17 protein-coding genes are annotated in these 20,016 nt (G+C 64.3%); 6 read left to right on the top strand and 11 right to left on the bottom strand.

Going from position 1 to position 20,016, the window contains the following annotated elements; genetic code table 11:
- Positions 1–17 precede the first annotated feature (17 nt).
- Positions 18–2,000, top strand: a complete 1,983-nt coding sequence (shc, locus tag ACFLEY_RS31470) for a squalene--hopene cyclase (protein ID WP_396604289.1) — start codon at positions 18–20, stop codon at positions 1,998–2,000.
- Positions 1,997–2,746, top strand: coding sequence for a phosphorylase (locus ACFLEY_RS31465; protein ID WP_028172326.1), 750 nt, complete (start codon positions 1,997–1,999; stop codon positions 2,744–2,746). The genes shc and ACFLEY_RS31465 overlap by 4 nt, the downstream gene beginning before the upstream one ends.
- Before the next feature lie 77 nt (positions 2,747–2,823).
- Here ACFLEY_RS31465 and hpnH read toward each other — a convergent pair whose 3' ends face one another.
- The gene (gene hpnH, locus ACFLEY_RS31460) at positions 2,824–3,984 is read right to left on the bottom strand and encodes an adenosyl-hopene transferase HpnH (RefSeq protein WP_060911140.1); all 1,161 of its coding nucleotides are present in this window, start codon (positions 3,982–3,984) and stop codon (positions 2,824–2,826) included.
- Between the two features lie 35 nt (positions 3,985–4,019).
- The gene (gene ispH, locus ACFLEY_RS31455) at positions 4,020–4,946 is read right to left on the bottom strand and encodes a 4-hydroxy-3-methylbut-2-enyl diphosphate reductase (protein WP_060911141.1); all 927 of its coding nucleotides are present in this window, start codon (positions 4,944–4,946) and stop codon (positions 4,020–4,022) included.
- A 451-nt stretch (positions 4,947–5,397) separates the two neighbouring features.
- Here ispH and ACFLEY_RS31450 point away from each other — a divergent pair, with 451 nt between their 5' ends.
- The gene (locus ACFLEY_RS31450; RefSeq protein ID WP_011085792.1) at positions 5,398–7,986 is read left to right on the top strand and encodes an MMPL family transporter; all 2,589 of its coding nucleotides are present in this window, start codon (positions 5,398–5,400) and stop codon (positions 7,984–7,986) included.
- On the opposite strand, the gene ACFLEY_RS31445 is transcribed toward ACFLEY_RS31450, so the two are convergent.
- Positions 7,954–8,616, bottom strand: coding sequence for a DUF2147 domain-containing protein (locus ACFLEY_RS31445; protein ID WP_028172324.1), 663 nt, complete (start codon positions 8,614–8,616; stop codon positions 7,954–7,956). The genes ACFLEY_RS31450 and ACFLEY_RS31445 overlap by 33 nt on opposite strands.
- A gap of 141 nt (positions 8,617–8,757) precedes the next feature.
- Between ACFLEY_RS31445 and hpnO the strand changes: the two genes are divergently transcribed.
- Positions 8,758–10,149, top strand: a complete 1,392-nt coding sequence (gene hpnO / locus ACFLEY_RS31440) for an aminobacteriohopanetriol synthase HpnO (RefSeq protein WP_011085794.1) — start codon at positions 8,758–8,760, stop codon at positions 10,147–10,149.
- Positions 10,150–10,544: 395 nt separating this feature from the next.
- On the opposite strand, the gene ACFLEY_RS31435 is transcribed toward hpnO, so the two are convergent.
- The 4 genes from ACFLEY_RS31435 to ACFLEY_RS31420 form a co-directional block, all read right to left on the bottom strand.
- Positions 10,545–11,312 (bottom strand): anti-sigma factor, encoded by a 768-nt coding sequence (locus ACFLEY_RS31435; protein WP_011085797.1) that lies wholly within the window; start codon positions 11,310–11,312, stop codon positions 10,545–10,547.
- Positions 11,309–11,857 carry a sigma-70 family RNA polymerase sigma factor gene (locus tag ACFLEY_RS31430; protein WP_396604288.1) on the bottom strand — a complete coding sequence of 183 codons (549 nt, stop codon included), beginning with the start codon at positions 11,855–11,857 and terminating at the stop codon, positions 11,309–11,311. Before ACFLEY_RS31430 ends, ACFLEY_RS31435 begins: the two co-directional genes overlap by 4 nt.
- 127 nt (positions 11,858–11,984) lie before the next feature.
- Positions 11,985–12,320, bottom strand: a complete 336-nt coding sequence (locus tag ACFLEY_RS31425) for a cupredoxin family copper-binding protein (protein ID WP_060911143.1) — start codon at positions 12,318–12,320, stop codon at positions 11,985–11,987.
- A gap of 25 nt (positions 12,321–12,345) precedes the next feature.
- Positions 12,346–13,290, bottom strand: coding sequence for a metallophosphoesterase (locus tag ACFLEY_RS31420; RefSeq protein WP_060911144.1), 945 nt, complete (start codon positions 13,288–13,290; stop codon positions 12,346–12,348).
- Positions 13,291–13,469: 179 nt separating this feature from the next.
- On the opposite strand from ACFLEY_RS31420, the gene ACFLEY_RS31415 reads away from it, so the two are divergent.
- Positions 13,470–14,336 carry a helix-turn-helix transcriptional regulator gene (locus ACFLEY_RS31415; RefSeq protein ID WP_060911145.1) on the top strand — a complete coding sequence of 289 codons (867 nt, stop codon included), beginning with the start codon at positions 13,470–13,472 and terminating at the stop codon, positions 14,334–14,336.
- Between the two features lie 22 nt (positions 14,337–14,358).
- Here the strand turns inward: ACFLEY_RS31415 and ACFLEY_RS31410 are convergent, their stop codons facing one another.
- From ACFLEY_RS31410 to ACFLEY_RS31400, 3 genes are all read right to left on the bottom strand, one after another.
- The gene (locus tag ACFLEY_RS31410; RefSeq protein ID WP_011085802.1) at positions 14,359–14,682 is read right to left on the bottom strand and encodes a putative quinol monooxygenase; all 324 of its coding nucleotides are present in this window, start codon (positions 14,680–14,682) and stop codon (positions 14,359–14,361) included.
- Between the two features lie 45 nt (positions 14,683–14,727).
- The gene (locus ACFLEY_RS31405; protein WP_011085803.1) at positions 14,728–15,090 is read right to left on the bottom strand and encodes a hypothetical protein; all 363 of its coding nucleotides are present in this window, start codon (positions 15,088–15,090) and stop codon (positions 14,728–14,730) included.
- 147 nt (positions 15,091–15,237) lie between these two features.
- Entirely contained in the window at positions 15,238–16,857 is a 1,620-nt protein-coding gene (locus tag ACFLEY_RS31400) for a GMC family oxidoreductase (protein WP_028172319.1), read from the bottom strand.
- A gap of 174 nt (positions 16,858–17,031) precedes the next feature.
- On the opposite strand from ACFLEY_RS31400, the gene ACFLEY_RS31395 reads away from it, so the two are divergent.
- On the top strand, positions 17,032–18,204 hold the full coding sequence (locus ACFLEY_RS31395) for a M20 aminoacylase family protein (protein WP_060911148.1): 1,173 nt from the start codon (positions 17,032–17,034) through the stop codon (positions 18,202–18,204).
- A 172-nt stretch (positions 18,205–18,376) separates the two neighbouring features.
- Here the strand turns inward: ACFLEY_RS31395 and ACFLEY_RS31390 are convergent, their stop codons facing one another.
- Positions 18,377–20,005, bottom strand: coding sequence for an inorganic phosphate transporter (locus ACFLEY_RS31390; RefSeq protein WP_011085806.1), 1,629 nt, complete (start codon positions 20,003–20,005; stop codon positions 18,377–18,379).
- Positions 20,006–20,016 lie beyond the last annotated feature (11 nt).

The following is a 20,016-nucleotide window of genomic DNA, read 5'->3' as shown; positions in this document are numbered from 1 at the left end:
CGGAGTAATCGAGCCAGATGGATTCCGTGAACGCGACCGCCCGCGAAGCCAAGGAATGCAAGATCTCGGAATCGGAGATCTTGGAATCGAGCATTGCGTCAGCCACGCAAGGCGTCCTCGGCTTCCAGCAATCCGACGGCCATTGGGTGTTCGAGCTCGAGGCCGACTGCACGATTCCGGCCGAATACGTTCTGTTGCGCCACTATCTCGCCGAGCCGGTCGACACCGTGCTCGAGGCCAAGATCGGCAATTATCTCCGTCGCGTGCAGGGCGCCCATGGCGGCTGGCCGCTCGTGCATGACGGCGAGTTCGACATGAGCGCCAGCGTGAAGGCGTACTTCGCGCTGAAGATGATCGGGGATTCCATCGACGCCCCGCACATGGTGCGTGCGCGCGAGGCGATCCACGCCCGCGGCGGCGCCATTCACAGCAACGTCTTCACGCGCTTCATGCTCGCGATGTTCGGCATCGTGACCTGGCGCGCGGTGCCGGTTCTGCCGATCGAGATCATGCTGCTGCCGTTCTGGTCGCCGTTCCACATCAACAAGATCTCCTACTGGGCGCGCACCACCATGGTGCCGCTGATGGTCATCGCCGCGCTCAAGCCGCGCGCGAAGAATCCGAAGGGCGTCGGCATCGACGAGCTGTTTCTCCAGGATCCGCGCTCGATCGGCATGACCGCGAAGGCGCCGCACCAGAGCATGGCCTGGTTCCTGCTGTTCCGTTCGCTCGATGCGATCTTGCGCGTCATCGAGCCGCTGTTTCCGAAGAGCCTGCGCAAGCGCGCCATCGACACCGCGCTCGCCTTCAGCGAGGAGCGGCTCAACGGCGAGGACGGCATGGGCGCGATCTATCCGCCGATGGCCAACCTCGTCATGATGTACGACGCGCTCGGCAAGGACGAGAACTATCCGCCGCGCGCGTTCACGCGCCGGGGCATCGACAAGCTGCTCGTGATCGGCGACGACGAGGCCTATTGCCAGCCCTGCGTCTCGCCGGTGTGGGATACGACGCTGACCGCCCACGCGCTGCTGGAGGCCGGCGGCGACAAGGCCGTGCCTGCGGCGAAGCATGGCCTCGACTGGCTGATCCCGAAGCAGGAGCTCGAGGTGAAGGGCGACTGGGCCGTGAAGCGGCCCGACGTGCGCCCGGGCGGCTGGGCGTTCCAGTACAACAATGCCTACTATCCCGATCTCGACGACACCGCGGTCGTGGTGATGTCGATGGACCGGATGCGCCGGGAGCACGGCGTCACCGGCTATGATTCCGCGATCGACCGTGGCCGGGAGTGGATCGAGGGCATGCAGAGCGACGACGGCGGCTGGGCCGCCTTCGACGTCAACAACCTCGAATATTACCTGAACAACATCCCGTTCTCGGACCATGGCGCGCTGCTTGATCCGCCGACCGAGGACGTCACCGCGCGCTGCGTCTCGATGCTGGCCCAGCTCGGCGAGACCGCCAAGACCAGCAAGCATGTGGCCGACGGGGTCGCCTACCTCCGCAAGACCCAGCACCCGGAAGGGTCCTGGTACGGCCGCTGGGGCATGAACTTCATTTATGGAACCTGGTCTGTGCTCTGCGCCCTGAACATGGCCGGCGTCCGCCACGACGACCCGATGATTCGGAAAGCCGCGGCCTGGCTGGCCTCGATCCAGAACAAGGACGGGGGCTGGGGCGAGGACGCCGTCAGCTACCGGCTGGACTACAAGGGCTGGGAAGCCGCCCCCTCGACCGCCTCGCAAACGGCATGGGCCTTGCTTGCCCTGATGGCGGCAGGCGAGGTTGATCACCCGGCCGTCGCCCGCGGGGTGGAGTACCTGATTGCAACACAGAACGAAAAAGGACTGTGGGACGAGCAGCGGTACACCGCCACAGGCTTTCCCCGTGTATTCTATCTACGGTATCATGGTTACTCGAAGTTCTTCCCGCTGTGGGCGCTGGCGCGGTACCGGAACTTGCGGAACACCAACAGCAGGGTGGTAGGGGTCGGAATGTGACTTTGGGGACGGGGGACTATCTTACCGCGGGCAATGCCATTGATCCGCGGCCAATACTCATTGTGACCGGTCTGGTTCAGGAGGCCCGCATCGCGGCCGGCCCCGGAATGGCCGTCATCTGCTCGTCCAGCAGCCCGACCCAGTTGCGGGCGCTCCTGACCGTGGTGGATCCTGAGACGATTCGCGGCGTGATCTCGTTCGGCGTGGCCGGCGGGCTCGACCCGACGCTGCGCTCCGGCGACGTCGTGCTGGCGACCGAGGTGCTGTCAGGCGACACCCGCTGGGCCGCTGGCCTATCGCTCGGCGACGACCTGATCGACCGCCTGACGTCAGGGCGCCGCCGTGTCGTGCGCGGCAGCCTCGCCGGCGCCGAGGAAGTGGTCACCGGGCGGTCCTGCAAGGCGGCGCTGCATTCGGAGACCGGCGCCTCCGCCGTCGACATGGAAAGCCACATCGCGGCCGCCTACGCCGCCGAGGCGGGGCTGCCCTTTGCCGCGGTCCGCGTCATCAGCGACCCCGCCCATCGCGCGCTGCCGGCGCTCGCCCGCGCCGCGATCAAGCCGAACGGCCAGATCGACCTCGCGGCCGTCCTGCGTGGCATCGTGCGCAATCCGACGACGCTGCATGCCCTGGTCTCGACCGGCATCGACTTCAACCGCGCGCTGCGCTCCCTGCGCGGCTGCCGCGACTTCCTGATCGGCACCGAGCTGGTCGACAGCGAGGCGCTGGTCGCCGAGACGGTCTGAGCGTCTCGATCTGACAAAAGAAAAGGCCCGGTCGCCATTGGCGACCGGGCCTTTTTCGTTCGTGGCGTTGTTCTCGCTTACGCCGCCGTCGAGGCCTTCCGTGCGGCCTTCTGCTCGGCGGCGGCGGCCTCGTCCTTGCGGATCTCGGAGAGCTTCTTCTGGACCTGCTCCGAGAAGATGTACTGCGCCGGGCGCTGCTTGCTCATGTCGATCTCCGGCGCCATCGGGCCAGAGGTCTTGACGCCGCGCAGCGACACCCACATCGCCTTCAGCGGGTTGTTCAGCGCTGCGGTCGCCGCGGTCGGCTCGTAGCCGCAATGGGCCATACAGTCGGCGCACTTCTCGTACTTGCCGGTGCCGTAGGTCTCCCAGTCCGTGGTGTCCATCAGCTCCTTGAAGGTCTTGGCATAGCCTTCACCGAGCAGATAGCAGGGCTTCTGCCAGCCGAAGATGTTGCGCGCGGGCATGCCCCAGGGCGTGCACTCGTATTCCTGGTTGCCGGCGAGGAAGTCGAGGAACAGGCCGGAATGCATGAAGTTCCACTTCTTGCCCTTGCCCATCGCGAAGACGTCGCGGAACAGCTTCTTGGTCTTGGTGCGGTTGAGGAAGTGCTCCTGGTCCGGCGCACGCTCATAGGCGTAGCCCGGCGACATCGAGACGCCGACACCGAGCTCGACGGTGAGGTCGAGGAACTTCGCGATCTCCTCGGCCGGATGGCCGTCGAAGATGGTGGCGTTGACGTTGACCGTGAAGCCGCGCGCCTTGGCCGCCTTGATCGCGGAGACGGCGCGGTCGAACACGCCCTTCTGCGACACCGCCTTGTCGTGATGGTCCTTCAGGCCGTCGAGATGCACGGAGAAGAACAAATACGGGGAGGGCTCGAACAAATCGAGCTTCTTCTCGAGCAGCAGCGCGTTGGTGCAGAGCGAGACGAACTTCTTGCGCGCGACGAGGCCGCGCACAATCTCGCCGATCTCCTTGTGGATCAGCGGCTCGCCGCCGGGAATGGCGACCATCGGCGCACCGCATTCGTCGGCCGCGTCCCAGCAATCCTGCGCCGTCATGCGGCGGTTCAGGATCGCATCCGGATAATCGATCTTGCCGCAGCCGACGCAGGCGAGGTTGCAGCGGAACAGCGGCTCCAGCATCAGCACGAGCGGATAGCGTTTGCGGCCAAGCAGTTTCTGCTTGAGCAAATAGCCGCCGATACGCATTTCCTTGAAGAAGGGGATAGCCATTACACGTTTCTTTCTGGGCTTGAAATTCGGGTGGGTCAGCTCGCAGCCAGTTCGGCCGGAAGCCGGAATTCGATGTTTTCCTCGCGGCCCGGCAGCACCTGGACCTTGACTGGTCCGATCCGCCGCATCGCTTCGATCACGTCATCCACGAGTACCTCGGGCGCCGAGGCGCCGGCCGTGACGCCGACGGTCCTGGCATCTTTCAACCACTCCGGATTGAGCTCGCTGCCGTCGGCAATCAAATAACTCGCGACACCGGCTTCAGTGCCGATTTCGCGGAGCCGGTTCGAGTTCGAGCTATTGGCAGCGCCCACCACCAAGATCACGTCGACCAGCTTGCTCAAGTCCCTTACCGCAGATTGGCGGTTCTGTGTCGCATAGCAGATATCCCGGATATCCGGGCCTTGAATATCTGTAAAGCGGGCCTGAAGGGCCGAAATGATGTCCCTGGTGTCGTCCACCGACAGGGTGGTCTGGGTGATGTAGGCCACTGGCGTATCCGCCGGCAGCGTGAGGGCGTTAACCTCTTCAACGCTTTGAACAAGCAGCACGGGGGCGGGAACCTGGCCCATCGTGCCCTCGACCTCGGGGTGGCCGGCATGGCCGATCAGGATCAGGGTGCGGCCCTTGGTGATATAGCGCTTCCCCTGATTGTGAACTTTCGTGACCAGGGGGCAGGTGGCATTGGGCACCGGAAGGTCGCGCGCGGCGGCCTCTTCCTCGACGCTGCGGGCGACGCCATGGGCGCTGAAAACGGTCACCGCCTTCGGCGGAACCTCGGACAGCTCCTCGACGAAGATGGCGCCCTTGTTCTTCAGGCTCTCGACCACGTATTTGTTGTGCACGATCTCGTGGCGCACGTAGACGGGCGGGCCGAACTTCTCCAGCGCCCGTTCCACGATCTCGATCGCCCGCACCACGCCCGCGCAGAAACCGCGCGGTTGCGCTAGATAAACTTCCATAGGACGCCCATCACGCAAGTTGCACCAATCCGCTTCAAAGTTCCCGGCGGCACCTCGATACTGACCAATGAGTTGCAATATCCGCACCATTGGTTTCGCGCACGCGGTAGCCACCCACCCCCGTCGGGGCTCCGGCGCATGGAGGCGCAATACTTTGTGTCAAAAAATCGGCAGAAAGGAAAGGTCGGATAGACCTTTGGTTCCCCGCCGGGTATTATAGTATGGAAATTGCGATGAGCAAAATGGCGACATTTGTGCTCACCCCTTCGTCACTTTCCCGCCTCAACTCCCCGGCTATACCGACCGCCCCGCATGATTTTGCCACGGTCCGCGCCGTTTACCTCGAACCTTCTTGCGGCGAGAGCCACTTAAAACAGCAATAGGTTTCGCCCGGGAACTCCGATAAACAGCGGGCGTTTTCGGCAAGCTGTTAACACCAGAAAGAAAAGATGTGCTGCAAAGCGTAGTCGTTGCCATCGTCAGGGCCTGTACCCGGTTTGCCTCCCTCGTCGTCGTTCTCGGGCTCCTGCTTGCGGTGGGGGCCGGCTATTACACGTCCAAGCACTTCGCCATCAACACCGACATCAACTCGCTGATTGCCCAGAATCTGGACTGGCGCCAGCGCGACCAGCAATTCGACCGCGCCTTCGACCGCGACGCGACGATTACGGCAGTGGTCGAGGCAAAGACGCCGGAAATGGCGACCGCGGCATCGGACGCGCTGTTTGCCAAGCTGAAGGACGACAAGACCAACTTCCAGTCGATGCAGCAGCTCGGCACCGGCGAGTTCTTCGAGAAGAACGGCCTCTTGTTCCTGCCGACCGAGGAGGTCGCCAAGGTCACCGGCGAGTTCGAATCGGCGGCGCCCCTGATCGAGATCATGGCGGGCGACCCCTCGATCCGCGGCCTGACCGGCGCGCTGGAGACGGGACTTGCCGGCGTCAAGCGCGGCCAGGTCAAGCTCGACAATACCGCGCGGCCTTTCAACCTGATCGCGCAGACGGTCGAGACCGTGCTCAACAAGGGCAATGCGAGCTTCTCGTGGCGCGAACTCGTCAGCGACGAGCCGCTGTCGGATTCCGACAAGCGCGCCTTCATCGAGTTCAAGCCGATCCTCGACTACAACGCGCTGGAGCCCGGCAAGGGCGCTACCGACGCGATCCGCAAGGCTGCGGCGGATCTGGATTTCGCGACCAAATACCAGGCGCGGGTGCGACTGACCGGCCCGGTGCCGATCGCCAATGAGGAATATGCCACCGTCCAGGAAGGCGCCGTCGTCAACGGCGTCGGCACCGTCCTCGTCGTGCTGCTGATCCTGTGGCTGGCGCTGCACTCGGCGAAGATCATCTTCGCGGTGTTCGTCAATCTCTTCGTCGGCCTTGCCATCACGACCGCCGCCGGCCTGATGATGGTCGGATCGTTCAATTTGCTGTCGATCGCGTTCGCGGTGCTGTTCGTCGGCCTCGGCGTCGATTTCGGCATCCAGTACAGCGTCCGCTACCGCTCGGAGCGCTACAAGCACAACGACCTTTCGGGTGCGCTGGTGCTGGCAGCGAAGCGCTCTGCGGTGCCGCTGTCGCTTGCGGCGATGGCGACCGCGGCAGGCTTCCTTTGCTTCATGCCTACGGACTATCAAGGCATCGCGGAGCTCGGCCAGATCGCCGGCGTCGGCATGCTGGTGGCTTTCCTCTCTTCGATCACCGTTCTGCCGGCAATGCTGAAGCTGCTCAACCCACCCGGCGAGAAGGAGCCCGTGGGCTACGCCTTCCTGGCGCCGCTCGATCACTTCCTGGAGAAGCATCGTGTGCTGGTGGTGGGGGGCACGCTGCTGCTCGCGCTCGCCGGCTTGCCGCTGCTCTATTTCATGAAGTTCGACTTCAACCCGATGAACCTGCGCAACCCGAAGGCCGAATCGATCGCGACCTTCCTCGACCTGCGCAAGGATCCCAACACCGGTGCCAATGCCATCAACGTGATGACGACGTCCGAGGAGCAGGCACGGCAGGTCGAGGCGAAGCTGGAGAAGGTGCCGGAGGTGCTGCGCGTGATGTCGCTCGACAGCTTCGTGCCGCAAGACCAGCAGCCGAAGCTGAAGCTGATCGCACAGGGCGCCAAGGTGCTGAACCCCGCGCTCAATCCCGACCAGATCGATGCCGCGCCGTCGGACAAGGAGAACGTCGATGCGCTGAAATCCTCGGTCGACAATCTGCGCCGGACCGCCGGCGATGCGAAGGGGCCGGGCGCGGTCGCCTCGCGCCGCCTTGCGGACGCGCTCGAGAAGCTCGCCAATGCCGACGAGGCCATGCGCAACAAGGCGCAGGACGTGTTCGTCACGCCGATGAAGATCGTGTTCGACCAGCTCAGGAACGCGATGCAGGCCGAGCCGGTCACCCTGAAGTCATTGCCGCCCGATCTGGTCAGCGCCTGGAAGAGCAAGGACGGCATCATCCGCGTCGAGGCGCTGCCCAAGGGCGATCCCAACGACAACGACACCCTGCGCAGATTTGCGGCGGCGGTGCTCGTTGCCGAGCCGACCGCGATCGGCGGGCCGGTCTCGATCCTGAAATCCGGCGACACCGTGGTGAAGGCGTTCATCCACGCCGGCGTCTACGCGCTGCTGGTGATCGGCCTTCTGCTGTGGATCACGCTCCGCCGGTTCGTGGACGTGCTGATGACGCTGGTGCCGCTCCTGGTTGCCGGCGCGGTCACGCTCGAGATCTGCGTGCTGATCGGCCTGCCGCTCAACTTCGCCAACATCGTCGCGTTCCCGCTGCTGCTCGGCGTCGGCGTTGCCTTCAAGATCTACTATGTCGTGGCCTGGCGCTCGGGCAGAACAAACCTGCTTCAGACCAGCCTGACACGCGCGATCTTCTTCAGCGCGCTGACGACGGCGACGGCGTTCGGCAGCCTGTGGCTGTCGAGCCATCCCGGCACGTCCAGCATGGGCAAGCTGCTGGCGCTCTCACTGGTGACGACGCTCGCCGCCGTGCTGCTGTTCCAGCCGGCCCTAATGGGCAAGCCCCGCAATCTCAGGGAGTAGGCAGATGTCGCCGACGGGGTCGGCGGCGCCCTTCTGACCGGGCTTGGCCGTCGTGGCGGTTTTCGGGGCCGGCGCGGGCGCAGGCGCTGTGGCGCCCGTCGTGCCTTGGGGCGCTGTGCCTTGGGGTGGTGCAGTGCCTTGGGCTTTCGGCGCCGCGCCGGTGGGCTTCGGCGCGCCCTTGGCCATGGCGTTGGCGGGGCTCAAGGGGATCGGCGGTCCGACCCGGGTCCAGGTTTCGCCGCCGCAGAGGAAGCCCATCACGCAGCCCTTGATCTCAAGCTGGTCGGTACCGGCCGGAGTGATGGTCGCGCTGTAGAGCTGGCCGTCTTTCGCGTTGTAGACCTGTCCTTCCCACTGATCGACGCCGGGCTTCTTCTTCATGTCGATCAGGGTCGCCATGCCCAGCGTCGGCCTGTTCTGTTTCGAGACATCCGGGTTGTTCTCGTCACGGCCGCCAGGCTGCTTTTCCCAGGAAACCGCGCCCCACATGCTGCCATTGCATTGGGCGACACGGATGTTGGCGACGCCGTCGGCGACCCGCCAGTCGCCGGTGGGGTCGGCGGCGAGAGCAGGAGTCAGGCAGGCGTAACCGCCAGCCAGTATAATTCCGGTGTAAAGGGCCAAACGCATGAGTGTTCCTTGGCAGTGCAACATGGTTTAAAGCTGTGCTTGCGAAGATGGTCCGAAAAAGGGCAAAAGGCCGCACAGACCGTTTTCTGTAACGGTCCGTTTCCAGTTGACGAGACGGCCCTCAACCGAAGTATGTAGCGGATGCACAGCCCAAATCCAGACATGTCTCAACTGTTCGCGGACCGTCAGGCCCAGCGCAGTGCCCTGCATAATCGGTATCTGAACGAGCAGTTCGTTCGGGTTCTCAAGACCATCGGCTACGACGTCGGCTTCCAGAAGGGGCAGGGGCAGTACCTCTACGACCGCGACGGGGCGCGCTATCTCGACCTGTTGTCCGGCTTTGGCGTGTTTGCGATCGGGCGCAATCATCCGGTCATGCGCGATGCGCTCAAGAGCGTGCTCGATGCCGACCTGCCCAACCTCGTCCAGTTCGACGTCTCGACGCTCGCCGGCGTGCTCGCCGAGCGCCTCCTGAAATACGTTCCCTATCTCGACAAGGCGTTCTTCGCCAATTCCGGGGCGGAATGCGTCGAGGCCGCGATCAAGTTCGCACGTGGCGCCACCGGCCGTCCCGGCATCGTCTATTGCGCCCACGGCTATCATGGCCTGACCTATGGCGCGCTGTCGCTGACGGGTGACTCGAACTTCCGCACCGGTTTCGAGCCGCTGCTGCCCGGCTGCACCCCGGTCCCCTTCAACGATCTCGCCGCGCTCGAAAAGGCGCTGGCCTCGCGCGAGGTCGCGGCCTTCGTCGTCGAGCCGATCCAGGGCAAGGGCGTCAACATGCCCACCGACGAGTTCCTGCCCGGTGCGGCAGCGCTCTGCAAGAAATACGGCACGCTGTTCGTCGCCGACGAGATTCAGACCGGCATGGGCCGCACCGGCCGCTTCCTCGCGGTCGAGCACTGGAACGTCGAGCCCGACATGGTGCTGCTGTCGAAGTCGCTGTCGGGCGGCCACGTGCCGGTCGGCGCGGTGCTGACGCGCAAGGGCATCTTCGACAAGATCTTCAACCAGATGGATCGCGCGGTGGTGCACGGCTCCACCTTCTCCAAGAACGATCTGGCGATGGCCGCGGGCATCGCCACGCTCGATGTCATGGAGTCCGAGAAGCTGATCGAGTCCGCCGCCAAGCGCGGCGCCGAGCTGCGCCTTGCGCTGACGCGCATGGTGCCCGGCTACGAGCTGATGAAGGAAGTGCGCGGCAAGGGCCTGATGATCGGCGTTGAGTTCGGCCCGCCGAAGTCGCTGCGCCTGCGGGCGTCCTGGAACGTGCTGGAGGCCGCCAACAAGGGCCTGTTCTGCCAGCTCATCACCGTGCCGCTGTTCAAGGATCACAAGATCCTCACCCAGGTCGCCGGCCACGGCAGCCACACCATCAAGCTGCTGCCGCCGCTCACCATCACCGAGGAAGACTGCGGCTGGATCGAGCGCGCCTTCGACGACGTCATCGCCGGCAGCCACAAGGTGCCCGGTGCGATCTGGTCGCTCGGCAAGACGCTGGTGGACAACGCGGTGCGAAGGTCGGCCTAGGCACCGTCCGCGTTATCGATATAGTTTGCGGAAGCGCTTGGCCTCGCGCAATGCGGGCAAGGGTAGAGATCTCGTTCTATGCGATCGATGATTGCGCTTGTCTCGGTTCTCTTATTTCTGACGTTCGCGATATCCGTCTCTTTCGCTTGGCTCAGCTATGATAGTTACAAGCGATCGGTGCCTAAACCCCACATAGTCGGACCTCTCACCGCCATACGTGCGTCCATGCGTACAGTGCACCTTCCTTACGAGCCTGCTCTGTCCGAGGCCTGCTTGATGTACCTTAAGCGCTTCAGGATCGCGGCCATGGTTGCCGCCATGGCGTCGATCCTGATGGTGGCATTTGTCGTGGCAGTGCGAGCGCTTGATCTCCAGCGTCACCTTGACTGAAGAAGCTACCCCTCCACATTCACCTTCATCGCCGCCCCGAACTTGTCGACGAACTCGGCCAGCTCGTCGGCGCCGAGATCGCTGACCGCCCAGAAATTCAGGCCGCGATCGCCCCAGCGGCGGCAGTTGAAGCCCTGCATGGTCTGGGTCTTCGGCGGCCGGTGTTCGGTGCTCGAGGTCTGCGACACGAACAGGTTGATCACGTGCTGCCGGCGCCGGTAGACGACGGCGCCGATGGCGCGGGCGTCGATATAGTCGAGCCGGCCGCCGACCAGCGTAAAACCCTGCGCGGTGAGGTCGATCACGGGCGGGGCGACGTCGAGCTTGCCGTTGAACCAGGGTTTGACGGTGTGCTGGTCGGTCGAGATCACGTCGGTGAGATGGCCGGCCTGAAGCGAGCGCAGATGGGCGGAGACGACCTCCGACAGGATGCGCTGCTGGTCGTCCTGGCGCAGCACCACGGCGACGACGCCGGAGGCGGCGAGCGCGGAGACCGCCGAGCCCATCGCAAAGCCGCGCAACACGGAGCGGCGGGTCGGTTGCAGGCGCTGCGGCTGAGGCATCGAGGCCTCGATGCGGGCGCGCAAGCTCGCCGGTGCGGTGTAGCGCAAATCGGTGTCGGCGAGCACGCGCTGCATCTCGCGTTGTGCCGCAAGCTCCGCGGCGCAGGCCGGGCAGCCGGCGATATGGGCTTCGACTTCACGCGCGTGGCCGGCATCGAGCTCGTTGTCGATCAGTGCGTGAAGCAGGATTCTTGCCTCGTCGCAGGTCATCTTGGATGCTCCTCTTCCGCCGTCCAGGCCGCGCGCAGCATGGCGCGGGCGCGGGCGAGGCGGGACATCACGGTGCCGACGGGGGCGCCGACGGCCTCGGCGATTTCACGATAGGACAGGTTGTTGATCTCGCGCAGCACGAAGGTTTCCTTGAACGGCTCGGCGAGCGCATCGATCAGCTTGCGGATGGCGCCGGCATCGCGGCTGCGCAGCACTTCGGTTTCCGGGCTTGCCCCGGTCTCCTGCCAGATCGGCGTGTGCTCGGCGGCGCCGGGCGTATCCTCGATCGCGCTGGGTCTGTGCGCGCGACGCGCATATTCTGCGTTGCAGACGTTGCGCAGGATCGCGAACAGCCAGGGCTTCATCGCCGGCCCGCGATAGCTGTCGAAGTGCTTCAGCGCGCGCAGATAGCACTCCTGCACGGCGTCCTCGGCATCGGAGGCGTCGCGCAGCAGATAGCGCGCGAGCGTGTAGACGTCGTCGAGATAGGGCAGCGCCGCTTCGCGGAAGCGCTGCGCCTTCTGCAGATCGTCGGTGGCGGGCATCGCTCCTCGCTTTGCCTCTTGTTCTGCCTGTGGCTTCGTTCCGTCCCTGTGTGTGACGGAACGCACACGAGCCCGGCCGGCGTGGGACCACCGGCCGGGCAAGACGTTGATGCCTTGGTTGGAGACGTTACTCAACCTTGATCACCCCCGTCATGTGCGGGTGCAACGAACAAAAATATTTGTAGTCGCCCGCATTGGTGAAGGTGAACGAGAACTTGTCGTCGGTGTCCAGGGTCTTGGACCTGAACTTGCCGGCCGAGACGATCGTGTGCGGGATGTCGTCCCGGTTGGTCCAGGTCACGGTGGCGCCGACCTTGATCTTGAGCTCGGCCGGCTGGAAAACGAAATTGTCGATGTGCACGTCCATGTCGTCGGCCCGGGCGGTTGTTGCGGGCAGCAGGACGGCCGCGGCCAGAGCGAGACCGAGGTCGACGCCGAAGTCGCGGCGATTGAGTGTCTTCATTGTCAGCTTCCATTCAACCTTGGATTCAGCCTTGGAGCGGCGTGTCGATGATCGCGAGCCGCTGCTCGTTCTGCTTGAAGTTGATGCTGGCGACGCCGAGCATCGAGCGCAGCCTTGCGTCCTCGACCTTCATCGGTCCGGGCGAAGGAGCTGCCCCCGGCGCCGGCTGCGGGAAGGCGGTCGAGCGCGCGGTGTGAAAGGTGACGTTGCCTTCGACCTTCTGCATTACCTGGTGGATGTGGCCGTTCAGCACGGTGACCGAGCCGAAGCCCTTGACGTATTCGAGCGCGCGGCCGCCATCCTCGGTACCCCAGCCCCATTCGGGATAGACGGTCCAGAGCGGGATGTGGGCGAACAGCACGATCGGCGTCGATTTCGACTTGCCGCGCAGGTCGTCCTCCAGCCAGGCAAGCTGCTCGGCGCCGAGATTGCCGAGGCCGCCGGCCTTGAGGTCGACGACGTTGACGAGGCCGACGAAGTGCACGCCGCCGGCATCGAAGGAGTACCAGCCGTGCCCCTTGGTGCCGCGGCCGTAGCGCTCGCGATAGAGCTTCACCTCCTCGTCGATGAAGTCATGCTCGCCGGGGACGTAGTGCACGTCGAGCTTGGTCTGCGAGATGATGCGTTCGGCATTGTCGAACTCGGCGGCTTTCGACAGATGGGTGATGTCGCCGGTGTGGATCATGAACGACGGCTTGGCCGGCATCGCGTTGATCTTGTTGATGGCTTCCTCCAGCGTGCCGAGCGCGTTGGGATTGGCCGGCTTGTCGAAGCCGACATGGCTGTCGCTGATCTGGAGGAAGGTCATGCCGGGCGCGGCCGCGGTGGCGGCTTGCGCGGAATCGATGATGCCGAGCGAGCGCGGCACGCCGCCCGTGATGGTCCAGAGCACCCCGGTGCCGGCCCAGGTCATGCATTCCAGCACCTTGCGGCGGTTGACGCCGTCATCCCCGTGATCGTGTCCGCTCATCGCAACGTCTCCACTTCGCCCGGAATTGGGCTTCGGGGAGGTGATTGGGGGAGGGCGGGGTTTATTCCTGGATGGGATGACGATTTCGTGAAGTCGGAAGGTGCCGCGACTTGGAAAGCATGGAAATCTTGACCTCGGAGGTCATTTTCTATGGCCGGGCTCAAAGCTAGGCTGGCCCCATGACAGCACACCAGCTTCCTTTCGGGATCCTCTTGAGGCGTTGGCGCGAGCGGCGACGCCTCACGCAGACCGATCTGGCTCTCGCGGCCAATAGCTCAACCCGGCATTTGTCATGCCTCGAAACCGGGAAAGCGCAACCAAGCCGGGCCATCATCAACCGTCTGACAGACCTTCTCGATGTTCCGCTTCGGGATCGCAACAGATTGCTGCTCGCGGCGGGGTTTGCGCCAGCGTACGAGGAGACGTCGATCGACGGCCTCGAAGCAGCAAGGGCGGCGATGGATCGCATTCTCCAGGCGCACAAGCCCTTTCCCGCCTTCGCAGTGGATCGGCGCTGGAACGTGGTGCTTTCAAATGGCGCGCTTCCCCAGCTCTATGAAGGATGTTCGGAAGCACTCCTAGAGCCACCCATCAACGCGATGCGTCTCATGCTGCATCCGGCAGGCATGGGACCGCGAATCCTGAACCTCGCGGCATGGCGCGCCTATTGCTTGAGTGTGTTGCGTCAGCAGATCGAGGCCGGGGCCGATCCCTGGCTGCAAAATCTGCTCGCAGAGGTCGCAGCGTATCCCGCCCCGTCAGACTCGACCACCAGCATGGGCTTCGAGCAGTCCGAGCGGCTAGCCACCCCGCTGCGTATCACGACGCGCCTCGGCACCATGTCCTTTCTGAATACCGTGACCGTCTTCGGCACCGCCACTGACATCACCTTGGCCGAACTCGCCCTCGAAATGCTGTTTCCGGCAGACAACCGTACGATCGAGCTTGCAAACCTGATGCAGTCGGAGCTTGTCGATCAGGCATCGCCGGTCGCTGTCGAGAGGGGACGGGCAGGCGCCAGAGAGCACGTGCTCATGCGCAGATAGCGCCGCCCGATTCTCCACGAGGTCATCTGGTCTTCGGGGAGCGCTTCGGATCCGCCCTGATTGGTTCCCACACGCCGATTTTGCGCTCACTCGCCAGTATTCTCGGGAGAGCATCATGCCACGCGTGCCGGTAGGGACGGTTTAGTTGCACGTTGACGACATCATCGTGGTTGTCCCACGTCTCGTAGAGCATGAAGTGGTTTTCGGACGTCGGATCCTGGTGCAGGACCGCCTCACAATATGTCGTCTCGACCTTCATCGCGTCCAGGACTTCACAGAGGCGCTCCAGAAATTCCTCCCGCTTGCCGGGGACAACTTGAAACTCGATGGCATATGAAACGGGCATGAATCACTCCGCCTTCGTGTCGTCGGACATTGCGATGCGGGCCTGTCAGGCCGGATAGAACTGGTAGTCCTGGACTATCTTTCCAGCATCCGAGACGACAACGAATTCCAGGCCTTTGCCCAGCACGGTATCCGCGTTGGCTGGCAACATCTCCCAATAGAATGCCACCACGTTGCCTTCCCGGCGAGCGCCGGGCACTGCGCGAAAGCGATTTCCCGCATCGCGCACGAATTCGTTGTGCGATTCAATGATGCGCAGCTCGAGCGCATCATGCCCAACGACCTTGCGCGACTCGACATAGTGCTCACCTTGCGGAATCCATAATTCCGCGACTTGTCGCTTCCGCTTTTCAGAGTCCCGCTCGTTCCACACAGCCACATATCGATCGGCAAGCTCGTTCAAATTCATTTTCTGCTTCCTCGTCTTGCGTCACCCGCTGAGAGCGCAGACGCCTGTCCGCGCTGCGCCTGGCCCTCATACCTGCAGGCCGACGGGCGGTCGATGACGTGGGAAGTCAAAAACGAAATCATCCGACCTAAGGACTGGAAGTTTGACTTACTTCGCATCCTCCAAAATCATCGTCGCACCTTTCTCGGCGATCATTGCGGTCGGCGTGTTGGTATTGCCCGACGTGATCGTCGGCATGATCGAGGCATCGACGATGCGAAGGCCGCTGAGGCCGTAGAAGCGGAGGCGTTCGTCGACCACCGCCATCGGATCGTTCGCCGCGCCCATCTTCGCCGTGCCGACGGGATGGAAGATGGTGGTGCCGATATCGCCCGCGGCTTTGGCGAGCGAGGCATCGTCGTCGCCGACGGAAGGGCCGGGCAGATATTCGCTCGGGTGATATTTTGCCAGCGCCTTCTGCTGCATCAGGCGGCGGGTGGTGCGGATGGCGTCGGCGCCGACCTGGCGGTCGTCGTCGGTCGACAGGTAGTTCGGCGCGATGATCGGCTTCTCGTCCGGGCTCGCCGAGCGCAGCCGCACGGTGCCGCGCGAGGTTGGCTGCAAGTTGCAGGCGCTCACGGTGATGGCGGGGAAGCGGTGCAGGGGATCGCCGAACTTGTCGAGCGACAGCGGCTGTACGTGGAACTGGATGTTGGCGCGTGCGCGCGTCGCATCGGAACGCGTGAAGATGCCGAGTTGCGACGGCGCCATCGTCAGCGGCCCGCGGCGGCGGAAGGCGTAGTCGAGCCCCATCAGGCCGCGGCGGAACAGGTTGTAATAGGTCTCGTTCAGCGTGCGCACACCCTCGACCTTGTAGATCGCGCGCTGCTGGAGATGGTCCTGCAGATTGCGGCCGACACCGGGCTTGTCCATCATCACGTCGATGCCGAGCGGCGACAGCCAGTCGGCAGGCCCGATGCCGGAGCGATGCAGCACCTGCACCGAGCCGATCGCGCCGGCCGACAGGATCACCTCGCGCTTCGCGCGCGCTTCGATGATCTCGCCGTTCTGGACGAAACGCACGCCGACGGCGCGGCCCTGCTCGATGATGAGACGGTCGACCAGCACGTGCTTCTCGAGCCGCAGGTTGGGCCGGTTCAGCGCGGGCTTGAGGAAGCCGCGCGCCGAGGACCAGCGCCGGCCGCGCTTCTGGTTGACGTGGAAATAACTGGTGCCTTCGTTGTCGCCGGTGTTGAAATCCGGGATGCGCTTGATGCCCATTTCTTCTGCGGCATCGCCGACGGCATCGAGAACCTCCCACGACAGCCGCGGCGCCTCGATGCGCCAGCCCCCGCCGACGCCGTGATGCTCGCTCGCGCCCAGGAAGTGATCCTCGATCCGCTTGAACAGCGGCAGCACGTCGTCATAGCCCCAGCCGGTCATGCCGAGCTGGCGCCAATGGTCGTAATCGGCGGCCTGTCCGCGCATCGAGATCATGGCGTTGATCGCCGAGCAGCCGCCGATCACCTTGCCGCGGGGATAGGCCAGCGCGCGGCCGTTCAGGCCCGGCTCGGCCTCGGTCTTGAACATCCAGTCCGAGCGCGGATTGCCGATCGCGAAGAGGTAGCCGACCGGAATGTGGAACCAGATCCAGTTGTCGTCGCCGCCGGCTTCGAGAATGAGGACGCGATTTTTCGGATCGGCCGATAGGCGGTTGGCGAGAATGCATCCTGCCGTGCCTGCCCCGACGACAATGTAGTCAAACTCACCTTCGAGCCGCCTTGGCATTCTGCTTCCACCCGGATGGTCACTTGATGTTCCGTCCTAATAGGCAGACGCAGCGGTTTGGGACAAGTCCGGCCATGACGAGAGGGCAGGGCTCCCCCCGATCCGCGGCGGTTAGGTGGACTGCGGCTTGCATGGTAGACAGTCCTGTATTCCCAACAAAGCTTGAGACCATCCATGCCCATCGTGAACCGCGTCGCCGACCTTCAACCCGATATTCAGGCCTGGCGCCGGGACATCCACCAGCATCCCGAATTGCTGTATGACGTTCACCGCACCGCAGCATTCGTCGCGGACCACCTGCGTGAATTCGGCTGCGATGAGGTTGTGACCGGCCTCGGCCAGACCGGCGTGGTCGGCGTGATCAAGGGCAACAAGCCAGCCGGCGAAGGGCTCAAGACCATCGGCCTGCGCGCCGACATGGACGCGCTGCCGGTCGAGGAGCAGACCAACCTGCCTTACGCCTCGAAGAATCCGGGCAAGATGCACGCCTGCGGCCATGACGGCCACACCGCGATGCTGCTTGGGGCGGCCCGCTACCTCGCCGAGACCCGCAATTTTGCCGGCGATGCTGTCGTGATCTTCCAGCCGGCCGAGGAGGGCGGTGCCGGCGGCGCGGCCATGGTCAAGGACGGGCTGATGGAGCGCTTCGGCATCGAGCAGGTCTACGGCATGCATAACGGCCCGGGCATCCCGATCGGCTCGTTCGCGATCCGGCCGGGCCCGATCATGGCGGCGACCGACGAGGTCGATATCATGATCGAGGGCCTCGGCGGCCATGCCGCGCGACCGCACAAATGCATCGATTCCGTGCTGGTCGGCGCGCAGGTGATCACCGCGTTGCAGTCGATCGTGGCGCGCAGCGTCGATCCGCTGGAATCGGCCGTGATCTCGATCTGCGAATTCCACGCCGGCAACGCCCGCAACGTCATTCCGCAGACCGCGACGCTGAGGGGCACCATCCGCACGCTGTCGCCGGACGTGCGCAAGCTGGTCGAGAAGCGCGTGCACGAAGTGGTGGCGGGCGTGGCGCAGATCACCGGCGCGAAGATCGACCTGCACTACAAGCGCAACTATCCCGTCGTGAACAACCACGCCGCGGAGACCGAGGTGGCGCGGCGTATCGCAAGGCAGGTCGCGGGCGAAGCCAATGTGCACGAGATGCCGCCGCTGATGGGCGGTGAGGATTTTGCCTATATGCTGGAAGCGCGCCCCGGCGCCTTCATCTTCTGCGGCAACGGCGACAGCGCCGGCCTGCATCACCCCGCCTATAATTTCAACGACGAGGCGATCGTGTTCGGCACGTCCTACTGGGTCAAGCTGGTCGAGGAGTCGCTCGCAGCGTCGTAGACGCGGCGTCCTTCACCTCGCCCCGCTTGCGGGGCGAGGTCGGATTTTTCGCGAAGCGTAAAATCCGGGTGAGGGGGACTCTCCGCGAGTCCGTCTCTCACCGTGATCGCGGAGGCAGCCCCTCACCCCAACCCTCTCCCCGTAAGAACGGGGAGAGGGAGAGGAGAGGTCTTCAGAAGATTCGCGAGAAGATCACGTAGAGCGTGGCCGACAGCATGATCGCGCAGGGCAGCGTCAGCACCCAGGCCATCAGCAGGTTGCGGATGGTCGCCATCTGCAGGCCCGAGCCGTTCGCGGCCATGGTGCCGGCGACGCCGGACGACAGCACGTGGGTGGTCGAGACCGGCAGGCCGAACACGTCGGCGGCACCGATCGTGGCGGCGGCGACGAGCTCGGCGGAGGCGCCCTGTGCGTAGGTGAGATGGGTCTTGCCGATCTTCTCACCGACCGTGACGACGATGCGCTTCCAGCCGATCATGGTGCCGAGGCCGAGCGCGATGGCGACCGCGATCTTCACCCAGTTCGGGATGAACTTCGTGGCGGCGTCGAGCGAGCCCTTGTAGGCGTTCAGGGTCGCGACCTCGTCCTTGTTGAGATCGTTCTCCTTGTCCTTCATCAGGAAGCGGATCGCTTCCGAGGTCAGGTACATGTCGTTGCGGGTGTTGCCGACGGCTTCCGCCGGCACCTTGTTCAGCGTGCCGTATTTGGCGACCTGGTCGCCGACATCCTTCACCAGCACGGCGAGCGAGGGATAGGTGCCCTCGTTGATCTGATGCAGCGCGATGTACTGCGTCACCGCCGGACGGGGATCGCCGATGATGCTGTGCCCGGCGCCCTTGGCCGAGATCACCCTGGCGGCGGCCTCCGAGGTCTTCTGGAACTGGGCGACCTGGGATTCCGGCAGAGCGCGGTTGAGCGCGTAAGCGGTTGGAACGGTGCCGATCAGGATCAGCATGATCAGGCCCATGCCCTTCTGGCCGTCGTTCGAGCCGTGCGCGAAGCTGACGCCGGTGCAGGTCAGGATCAGGAGGCCGCGGATCCAGAGCGGCGGAGCCTTGTTGCCTTCGGGCGCGGCGTACAGAGCCGGGTTGCGCACGATGAACTTGAGCACCAGCAGCAGCACGGCGGCGCAGGCGAAGCCGACCAGCGGCGACAGCAGCAGCGCGTAGCCGATCTCGGTAGCCTTGCTCCAGTCCACGCCCGAGGTGCCGTCGCGGCCGCGCATCACGGCGTTGGCGATGCCGACGCCGATGATGGAGCCGATCAGCGTGTGCGAGGACGAGGCGGGCAGGCCGAAATACCAGGTGCCGAGATTCCACAGGATCGCGGCGATCAGCAGCGCGAACACCATTGCGAAGCCGGCGCTGGAGCCGACCTGGAGGATCAGCTCGACCGGCAGCAGCGAGACGATGCCGAAGGCGACCGCGCCGGAGGACAGCAGCACGCCGAGGAAGTTGAAGAAGCCCGACCACATCACGGCGACTTCAGCCGGGAGCGAATGGGTGTAGATCACGGTCGCCACCGCATTGGCGGTGTCGTGGAAGCCGTTGACGAATTCGAAGCCGAGCGCGATCAGCAGCGCGACGAACAGCAGGATGTAGGGCAGGAAGGTCGTGACCCGCGTGCCGGTCGCGTTGACGTCGGCATAGATGCTGTAGGCGACGAACAGCAGGCCCGCGGCGAGGATGCCGAAGAACAGGATCATCGTCAGCGGATTGAAGCCCTTGTCGAGATTTGGCCGCGAGGCCGGCTGGATCGGCGCGGGATCGGCTACCGCGCGGTCGAATGCTACATCGGTCATGTCTGGACGCC

Source organism: Bradyrhizobium sp. YCK136 (assembly GCF_044570075.1).
In the GTDB taxonomy this organism is placed as follows: Bacteria; Pseudomonadota; Alphaproteobacteria; order Rhizobiales; family Xanthobacteraceae; genus Bradyrhizobium; species Bradyrhizobium diazoefficiens.
The sequence above is the reverse complement of the archived record's forward strand: the minus strand, read 5'-3'. Positions and strand labels throughout refer to the sequence as shown.